General features: G+C 31.4%; 1 protein-coding gene. It reads left to right on the forward strand.

From position 1 onward, the window contains the following. Positions 1-36: 36 nt before the first annotated feature. On the forward strand, positions 37-274 hold a 238-nt coding region (locus ACX6CF_RS26555), incomplete at its 3' end, for a 50S ribosomal protein L11 methyltransferase (protein ID WP_458788390.1).

Genomic DNA, 274 nt, shown 5'->3' on the forward strand with positions numbered 1-274 from the left:
ACTAACACACATGGAAGTAGTCTCATGTGTGTTAGTATGATTAAAAAATATTTATCAAATGATGATTTGGTGATAGATGTAGGTTGTGGAAGTGGAATATTAGGAATTGCAGCTGCTAAATTAGGAGCTAAAGAAGTGACATGTGTTGACCTTGATAAAAATGCTGTAAAAGCTGCCAAAGAAAACGTTGTTACTAATAAAGTAGATGATAGAGTTAATGTAATCAATGGTGACTTACTAAAATTAGTAGATATTAAAGCAAATATGGTAGTTG

Source organism: Vallitalea sediminicola (genome assembly GCF_054408565.1).